Here is a 257-nt window from a genome sequence, read left to right as displayed (position 1 = left end):
CAGTTCAAGCAGCGCTATGGTGTGGCGCATATCTGCGAGCTGTATGCCGCCAGCGACGGCAATATCGGTTTTACCAACGTGCTGAACTTTGACAATACCATCGGCTTTTGCCTGCAGCATTGGGCGCTGGTGGATTACGCCCATGACACTGGCGAACCCCTGCGCGGCAGCAATGGGTTGATGGTCAAGGTGCCCACCGGCGGGCAGGGCCTGTTACTGGCGCGCATTGATGAAAAGTCGCCCTTCGACGGTTACAC

At 58.0% G+C, this 257-nt stretch carries 1 pseudogene; it reads left to right on the top strand.

Annotated features, from left to right (window positions below):
• Positions 1 to 257 (top strand): annotated as a pseudogene (locus tag AAEZ05_RS29260) (long-chain-acyl-CoA synthetase); the annotation flags it as partial.

This window comes from Pseudomonas sp. HY13-MNA-CIBAN-0226, from assembly GCF_040310305.1.
In the GTDB taxonomy this organism is placed as follows: domain Bacteria; phylum Pseudomonadota; class Gammaproteobacteria; order Pseudomonadales; family Pseudomonadaceae; genus Aquipseudomonas; species Aquipseudomonas gregormendelii.
This window is presented reverse-complemented; position numbering and strand designations above follow the sequence as displayed.